Raw genomic sequence first — 8051 nt, forward strand, 5'->3', positions numbered from 1 at the left:
CCGGGAGCTTCACAAGTCGGACTTCGATCCAGGCGACATCATTGTCGGCGATACCGAAGAGTCGTAGCGCGCCGACTGGTCAAACATCCTCAACTGCCGCGTGGCGCGCCGACCTAACCGGCCAGCACTGGCGGGGCGAAGGTCAACTGGCCGAGCCGATCTCGCGCCGGCCGAACGCATCATTATTGCCGAATGCCGTGCCCTGCGGCGCGAGGAGGTCACCATTTCCCTGTGATCCAGGGCTCGAACAATGCGATGATCGTCGTGCTGGGGTGCACTTCCACTGGGGGCGACGATGACAGAAGCGGATGCCGGCTCCGGGCGACCCGAGGGCGCCACGGCCTCGGACATTGCTGCCGCGCGAGAAGCTCTTACTCAGCACGAGAAGCTGCTCGAGATGTGGCGGTCCGAGCCTGATCCGTTTGCCTACAAGGGTTTCAAGCGGAGCGTGTTCAGCGGACCGACGCATTTGCGGTCCGACTTGGACGATGCGATGGGCCATGCGCCGGTGACCGAGCTGGATGCGCTCATGCGGCTGGTCGGCGAGGGTGATTTGCGGGCGTTCGACCTGCGAAAAGCGAGCGATCGTTGGCGACGGATCTATTTTCTCCTGGGGTTGCCTGCGGCCATCTTGGCCGCCGTATCGGGCGCTGCTGGTCTGGCCACCGAGCAGCTGCGGATACCCGCCGCTATCGTCGCGCTGGTGTCGACGGGTCTCTCGGCCGCCGTGACCTTCCTCAACAGTGACGACAGGGCGAAGGTTTCCCACATGCTCAGCGCTGCGTGGCAGGAGTTCGCTGACGATGCCAGGATGGCGATCTTGAGGTTCAAGAAGGCCGCCGACAGCGATCAGAACGCAATGGAGGCCACGTTGCTGGAGCTGCAGCGACGCAAAGGACGGCTACTACGCGGCGAATTGCCCCGATCCGAACCGCCGAGAGAGATAGAGGACTGAGTCGACAGGCGCCCTCACTTGGCCAGGGACCCGTTGGGGTGCTGGGTGATTCGAGGATCGGTCCGCGTTCACTCGACGGACGAGTTCAGCGGCGGGTGCCGCCCCGCACACTGGCGTCAGGCGTTGGAACCCATGCACGGACATGACACGTCCAACGTCCTGCTTTGCCGCTTCTCGCGCTGACCGAACGGGCCAGCGCGGGCGGGGCGAAGATCAACGGGCCGAGCCGATCTAGGGCCGACCCAACGCACCATATTGCCGATGACCGGCCCTGCTGGACCCGGAACAACCACGGAGCGAGCATGTAACCGTATGGTTCTGATATGGGACTCAACTACACGTTCGAGCTCTACATGAATCAGGACATCGCTGAGAGCGTGTTGCTGTGCGTCGCAAAGGATGCGGGCCCCTCAGGAGAAACCTCGCTGATATTTCCCGACGGGCACGAGGTGATTGTTCCGCTGAAGTCGAAGCAGTGGTACCCGAGCCAGACGGTTGAGAATCAGATCCATGTCACCGGGGAGGATGAGGGGTGGGACTTCACGATTTCACTCCTGTTCGACGAGGATGAGCATCTCCAAGCCTACGATCCGAGGAACGATTCGCTGGTCGTGAATGCGGACGGCAGACGTCAACACCGCATTGGCGACATCTGGTTCAGCATCGCGACTGCTGATCGGGTTAGGCCAGGTCAACTGGCTTTTCGCTTCGTGGCGGTGACAAGCCGTATGAGCAGACTCTTCCTGGCATCTCTATCGATCCGCGATTACTTCGCCGGACTTGCCATCGCACATGGAGGACTGTTATGCATGCTCGATGTTGAACAGGATTCATCGATAGCCATCTCTGCAGGCACACACCGGCTTTTCGACCGTGTGCCCGGTCAGCGGTGGGCTTCGGTGGAAAGCCTAATGGCTGAGTTCGACTGTTGAATTCTTGCTATTACGTCTTCTGGTAGGCGATCCAGGCAGTAGAACGTCCTGTACTGCCGCTGACCGCTCGGTTCAGGACGGCCGCGGTACCCGCCGGCGAGCGCACTGAACCAGCTATGGTGCCCCGCCGATGGCGCGCACCTGCGACGAGTGGGACACCTACAAGACGCGCCTTCACCTGAGCACAGCAGTTCATGACCGGATTGGTCTGCATGCGCTGAGCTTCGGACGTGTGCGCGATACCGGCGATCTCCCCGCAGTGTGATCTCAGCACGCGTGGTTAGTCCGAGGCACGGACTGCCAATTCGCTTCGGCGACTTCGAGCAGCCATGCACCCCGATACCCAAACTGTGACCACCACCGAGGTGGATTTTCGGGTGCTTTGCTGCCAGTACAGGGTGCCCAGGCCGAGGAACCCGTGCCGTACACGAGGCGCTTGACCCAACGAACGCACCGGAGGGTCCATATCCCGTCGTACCGGACCGGTACCTAGCCGACGATGCACCCGACCAAAGGATGCGACCATGCCCGATCCCGAACCGGACCCCACCTACCGCAATCACTGGGACGGCCTTCCGCTACTGCTGTCCGTCCCTAGAGCCTCAGCGCTGCTCGGGATCAGCCGCTCGGCGGGCTATCGGCTCGCTGAATCCGGCGAGCTCCCGACAAGACGGATGGGCGGACGCGTCTACGTCATCACTGCCCGACTGCACGCGATGCTCGAAGACGACGGCCTCGGGGAGGCGGCCGCATGAAGCAGGGGCACGTCCGCAAGCGCGGCAAGACCTGGTACTACCAGTTCCGGCTCCCGGAGAAGGGTCCCGACGGCAAACCCGTCTTCGACTCCAAGGGCGGGTTCGCCACCGAGAAGGAAGCCTGGGCGGCCTGCCGTGAGGCGATCCAAGCGGTCGAGCAGAACAAGCGGGTGAAACGCTCGAAGCTCACCGTGCGCACGTTCTTCATCGACGAATGGCTGCCCGCGATCAAGACGGTCGTCGACGCCACCACCTACGACAACTGGCAAGCGTTCATCCACGCCTACGTCATCCCCCGACTCGGCGCAGGCGATCTGCAGAAACTGACCGCGCCGATGCTGGTGAAGTTCTACACCCAACTACTCACCGACGGACGCATCAAGCCCGACAACAACATTCGCATGTACGAGCACTGGGTCAAGGCGACCAAGCGCGGCCAGCAGCCCACGCCCCGCCAGATCGAGCAAGCCTGCGGAGTCACCATCCACGCAGCCCGAGCCGCTGTGCGTCGCTACAAGGCAGGGCGGATCCCCAAACCGAAACCGGCTGGGCTGGAACCGAAAACCGTCCGCAACATCCACCTCGCCATCCACCGTGCCCTCGTCGACGCCGTCGCCTGGAAGCACCTCGTCGACAACCCCGCCGACAACGCGAAACCACCCCGCGTCCCCCGCACACGCCGTCCGGTGTGGACGCCTGAACAGGCCACCCAGTTCATGAACAGCATCTGCTTCGACCGCTTCTACGCACTGTTCCGACTGGAATTGACGACTGGACTGCGGCGCGCGGAAATCTGCGGAATCCGCTGGCCCTCCCTGGATCTCGACGCCGGGGCACTGTCGGTGCACCAGGGCCGAGTCGTCGTGGCCGGACGTGCCCAGGACGCCGAGGTCAAATCCGAGGACTCGGTCCGTCTGATCGCTCTCGACCCGGAAACCTTGTACGAACTGCGCACCTGGAAGGCCATCCAGGATGCCGAACGCGCGCTCTACGGTGACGACTTCCGCGATACCGATCTGGTCTTCACCTACGAAGACGGTCGCCCTGTGCATCCCGATTCGATCCGGGAGCGATTCAAGCGCCTCGCCGCCCGCGCCGGGCTGCCCGAGATCCGCTTCTACGACCTCCGCCACACCTACATCACCGCGTCACTGATGGCCGGAGTCAGCCCGAAGGTGGTCAGCCAGCGTGCCGGGCACGCCGACGTCGCCTTCACCATGAAGACCTACCAGCACGTCCTGCCCGGCATGGACGAAGACGCCGCCGCCCGCGCCGCCAGCTACATGCTGGGACGCCGCGAAACCCCCGCGACGGCACCGCACCCATGAAACTGAGTTTGGCTAATGATGCCAAACGTGATGCCAACTGAACGTGAAAACGGCCCGGAACCTACTGGTTCCGGGCCGTTTCCCGTAGTAGCGGGGACAGGATTTGAACCTGCGACCTCTGGGTTATGAGCCAACGAGGACCTATCACGCACAGTCCCGCCATGGTCGGTGGAATCCGTTCTGTGCCGGTCAACAGGGTTTCGTCCGTCCGTCCTGTCCGCGTCGTATCACCCGGCCCGCTGGATTTCGCCGTGTCCGGTTGCCAAATCCGTTGCCAAATCCGGCCGATTCGGGGGCCCGGTGTGGCCGTTCCAAGCCGCGCGCCATGTGCCAAAGTAGTGCGTTCTGGTAGCCACCTTGGAGCGGATTCATCCGCGGCGACGGATACGGCCACGGTCGATTCCTCGGGTTACCCAGAGAAGACGGCTTGGTCGGGGCTGCCGATGCCGAGTTTGCGCATGAGCCGGGCGATGTAGTTGCGGACGGTGTTCTCGGTGAAGAACATCCAGTTGGCGATCTGCTTGTTGGTCAAGCCCTCGGCCAGCAACAGCAGGATGGTCATCTCCATGGTCGTCAACTCGGCGGCGATACTCGTGCATCAGCACCGACGTCGAATTGCTGTCGAGGCGCGATTTCCCGGCGGCGAGAGCCTTGACCGCGTCGCCGAGGGCGAGTTCGGTGAGGTCTTTGATCCTGTATCCGGCCGCGCCGGCGTGGACAGCGTGGAACATCGCTTCGGGTTCGACCTCGGAAGTCAGGACCAGGCAACGGGTCGTGGCGTTGGCGGCCTTGAGGTTTCGGCAGATCCGTAGCCCGTCGCCGTCGGGTAGTCGGGGATCGATGATCACCACGTCCGGGCCAGGTCAGACAGGAGTGTGACAGCGCGGTGGACGGTTTCCGGCTTCTCCGACGACGTTGATGGTCGGGTCGATTTCGAGTAGATCGGCGATGGCGTCGCGGACTGTGCGGTCTTGATCGACGAGGACCACCCGCACCGGGCGCGGTGTGGTCGCGGGCGGATCCGGTCTGGCAGTGGTGTGGGTGATGGTCATGGCTTGACGATCCGCTCTCGAGATGGTCGCGGCATCGTGCCGTGAGCCATCACAGGCAAGGACTTTCGCCCTCGAAGTTCCGTGCGCCCAGTTCTCGTGCCGGAAGGGTCGGGGTTTTCATCATCAGTTGAACCAATCCCCCAACACCGCCTCGGCTCACAACGACCACGAACCAACGCGTTCAAATCGGCAACGCGGGATGTTCCACTTGGCCTTGGAACACGACGGTCGCGTGATCTTCATGAGCGTCGCGCTGGCTGCTCAGATCAGCGCGAGATGTGGCAGATGAGTGCGGAGACGACGAAGGTCCATCGGCGAGATCGCTAGGCGTACGAGAATCGACCTTTCACACCCACTTCCGTCTGGCAGCTTGTCGTGGCGGTAGATGGCCCTGGTCAGTCCTGTAGCGCATCGCTCATGGAGATCGACGAGATCGCGGACTGCCTGCAGAAGTTCGTCATCTGGCAAATTGATCGGTTGAGCGTGCCGCGGTCAGGGCCTGCGCGGGGGAATCCAGACAGGCGGCGAGTTGGCCTCGAGAGGTTATGTCGAGTTTCGGGAATATGCGGTACAAGTGCGAGCCGATGGTCCGTGGGGAGAGGTAGAGCCGTTCGCCGATCTCGCGGTTGGACAGTCCCTCCGCGGCCAATCGGGCGATCTGCAACTCCTGGGGTGAGAGCATCTCCAGTGCCGACGGTGCGGACACCGTCGTGCGTTCACCGGTCGCGCGAAGCTCCGCGCGGGCGTGATCGGCCCAGTTGACCGCGCCGATCAGCGACAATGTGGTGTGGGCCGACCGCAGGGGCGTTCGGGACTCCGCGATCCGGCGGCGGCGGCGCAGCCAGCTACCGTATGCGAGTTCGAGTTTCGCGCGCACCAGCGGCCAGCGGGTGAGATCGTGGCCGAGCGCCGAGAGATAGAGTTCCTCGGCATCGTGATCGGCCGCGAGAACCGCTCGCGCGAACATCAATTGGGTGTGCAGCAATGGCGCCGGTGTGGTGAGCGCCGTCTTCTCCAGGCGGGCAAGCACTTCCCGGGCTTCGGCGTTGTGGCCGGTATGCGCTGCGGCTTCGGCGAAGAACATGACACCGTCGAAACTCTCACGCTCGTGATAAGCGGGGTCCTCGGGATCGAAGAGGCGACGCAGCACGTCGTAGGCCAGCGCGTGCTGTCCGGTGCTGATCCAAGCCATTCCCTTGGCCAGTTGGATGAACGACAGCAAGTCGTTGAGTTGGTCGCGGCTCGCCGACTCCTCCACCTCGGCTGTCAGCGCCAATGTCCGTTCCACGTCACCCCGGAAACCGCTGAGAATGGCGTCCGAGATCAGCGATCCGCGAGTCCAGATCGGCTGCCGGGTCTCCTCGGCGACTTCCCGCGCCTCGTCGATGACCACAGCCGCACGGTTCCAATCCCCGGTCAGCAGTAGGTCGACGGCCTGCATCGTCAATGTGTGCGAGAGCAATCCGAAGCGGCCCTCGGATCGAAGCACGGTTTCGGCCCGGGCGAGCAGATCGATAGAACGGATCGGGTCGCCGATCGCGTGCGCGGCCATCCCGAGCAGGCGCAGTGCGTTCGCGTCGGGGTGAACGGTCAGTACTTGCCGAGTGAGCCAGTCGTACACCGCCGCGGCGCTCAGTACCGGTTCGGCGACCGCGAGCACCGCGCCCCACCGCGGATCGTCGCACGCCCCGGTCAGTTCCTCCGCAGCTCCGGCCACCCGCGCTCGAGCATACGGCCCGGTGTCGGCCCACCAGCAGCGCAGCGCCGCGCCGAGCAGCAGGTTCAGCGCGAGATCGATGTCATCGGCGGCCGCTGATCGCTCGGCGATCTCGCACAGTTGCTCGACGCGGGCTCTGTCACCGGGTTTGCCGTCGGAGAAGATCTCTCGGATCCACTCCATGCGCGCGTGATCCAATTCGGATAGCTCGGTGCGCTCCGCCGCTTGCAACAGGCGGTCGACGAGCTCTATCTGGCCCAGCCCGAAAGCATGCTCGCAGGCGAGCAGCAGCCGCTTACCGCGAACGGCTGAGTCAGTGGATAGTTGCGCGGCTCGTTCGAGTGCCCAGATCGCCGCGATGACCCCGCCACGCTTGATGGCGATGGTGTGGGTGCTCTCGAGCTCGTCGGCCACGAGATCGTCTGTGCCGATGATGGATTGCGCGCGATGCCAGGTACGGCGATAGGGTTCGTCCACCAGCACATCGGCCATCGCGGCGTTCGCCGCGAGCCTGCGTGCCAGCGTCTCCGATTGCAGGACAGCCGATCGTACGAGTGGATGATGCAGCCGCACATGCATACCGTCGACTCGCACCAGCCGCGCCGCCGCCGCGGCGTCGAGTGCGTCGACAGTCATCGGTCGACCCGACAGAATGCTGCCCGCCGCCAAGATCTCCGGCAGATTGTCCGAGTAATCGATCGCGGTGATCAGCATCGCGTCCCGGCTCGGCTCGGGTAGTTCGGCCACTCTTCCGGCGAACGCCTGCTCGAGCCGAGCCGTCAGCGGGAGGAAGGCAGGAGTGGAGTCCGTGCCGCGGCCGGCATGCATCCGCCACGCGATCGGGAGCTCCACCAGGGCGAGCGGGTTTCCCATCGCCTCACGGAGAATACGCACCTGCTCTCGCTCGGTGAGACCACCGGCACGGCTCGAAAGCAGCTGCCGCGCAGCCGCATCGTCGAGGCCCGGAACCACCATCTCGGCGATGGGCATGCCGGCGAAAGGGTCCGGGTGGCCCGTGCGCAGGGTGGTGATCAGCGCGACAGGATCGCGACCTATCCGCCGTGCGACGAAAGCCAGCACCTGCCGAGTCGGGGTATCCAGCCACTGGATGTCATCGATGGCCAGCAGTGTCGTGGCGCCGCCGGCACCGTCGGTCAGCAGATTCAAAGTCGCCAGTCCCACCATGAAGATCTCCGGCGGCGGCCCGTCGGCCACTCCCAAAGCCACCAGCAGCGCCGAATGTTGCGGCACGGGAAGGACTTCGGCGGATTCCAGCACCGGCCGCAGCAATTGATGCAGACCCGCGTAGGGC

The 8051-nt window shown here is 64.1% G+C and carries 7 protein-coding genes and 1 pseudogene; 4 read left to right on the plus strand and 4 right to left on the minus strand.

The features are described 5' to 3' along the window. The first annotated feature begins 295 nt into the window (after window positions 1–295). The 4 genes from ACWELQ_RS30505 to ACWELQ_RS30520 all read left to right on the plus strand — a co-directional run bounded on the left by ACWELQ_RS30505 (window position 296) and on the right by ACWELQ_RS30520 (window position 3970). Window positions 296–955, plus strand: a complete 660-nt coding sequence (locus ACWELQ_RS30505) for a hypothetical protein (protein ID WP_452400485.1) — start codon at window positions 296–298, stop codon at window positions 953–955. A gap of 323 nt (window positions 956–1278) precedes the next feature. After that, on the plus strand, window positions 1279–1887 hold the full coding sequence (locus ACWELQ_RS30510; protein ID WP_452400486.1) for a hypothetical protein: 609 nt from the start codon (window positions 1279–1281) through the stop codon (window positions 1885–1887). A 524-nt stretch (window positions 1888–2411) separates the two neighbouring features. After that, window positions 2412–2642, plus strand: a complete 231-nt coding sequence (locus ACWELQ_RS30515; protein WP_452400487.1) for a helix-turn-helix domain-containing protein — start codon at window positions 2412–2414, stop codon at window positions 2640–2642. Continuing rightward, window positions 2639–3970 (plus strand): tyrosine-type recombinase/integrase, encoded by a 1332-nt coding sequence (locus ACWELQ_RS30520; RefSeq protein WP_452400488.1) that lies wholly within the window; start codon window positions 2639–2641, stop codon window positions 3968–3970. Before ACWELQ_RS30515 ends, ACWELQ_RS30520 begins: the two co-directional genes overlap by 4 nt. A 409-nt stretch (window positions 3971–4379) precedes the next feature. Here the strand turns inward: ACWELQ_RS30520 and ACWELQ_RS30525 are convergent, their stop codons facing one another. From ACWELQ_RS30525 to ACWELQ_RS30540, 4 genes and pseudogenes are all read right to left on the minus strand, one after another. Continuing rightward, window positions 4380–4538: a helix-turn-helix domain-containing protein gene (locus ACWELQ_RS30525; RefSeq protein WP_452400491.1), complete on the minus strand. Its 159-nt coding sequence runs from the start codon at window positions 4536–4538 to the stop codon at window positions 4380–4382. 145 nt (window positions 4539–4683) lie between these two features. After that, window positions 4684–4821: pseudogene (locus ACWELQ_RS30530) on the minus strand (DNA-binding response regulator); the annotation flags it as partial. A gap of 12 nt (window positions 4822–4833) precedes the next feature. Further along, window positions 4834–5022 carry a hypothetical protein gene (locus ACWELQ_RS30535; protein WP_452400489.1) on the minus strand — a complete coding sequence of 63 codons (189 nt, stop codon included), beginning with the start codon at window positions 5020–5022 and terminating at the stop codon, window positions 4834–4836. A gap of 457 nt (window positions 5023–5479) precedes the next feature. Then, window positions 5480–8051 (minus strand): LuxR C-terminal-related transcriptional regulator (locus ACWELQ_RS30540; protein ID WP_452400490.1); only part of this gene is annotated, 2572 nt, incomplete at its 5' end.

Source organism: Nocardia sp. NPDC004722 (assembly GCF_053601505.1).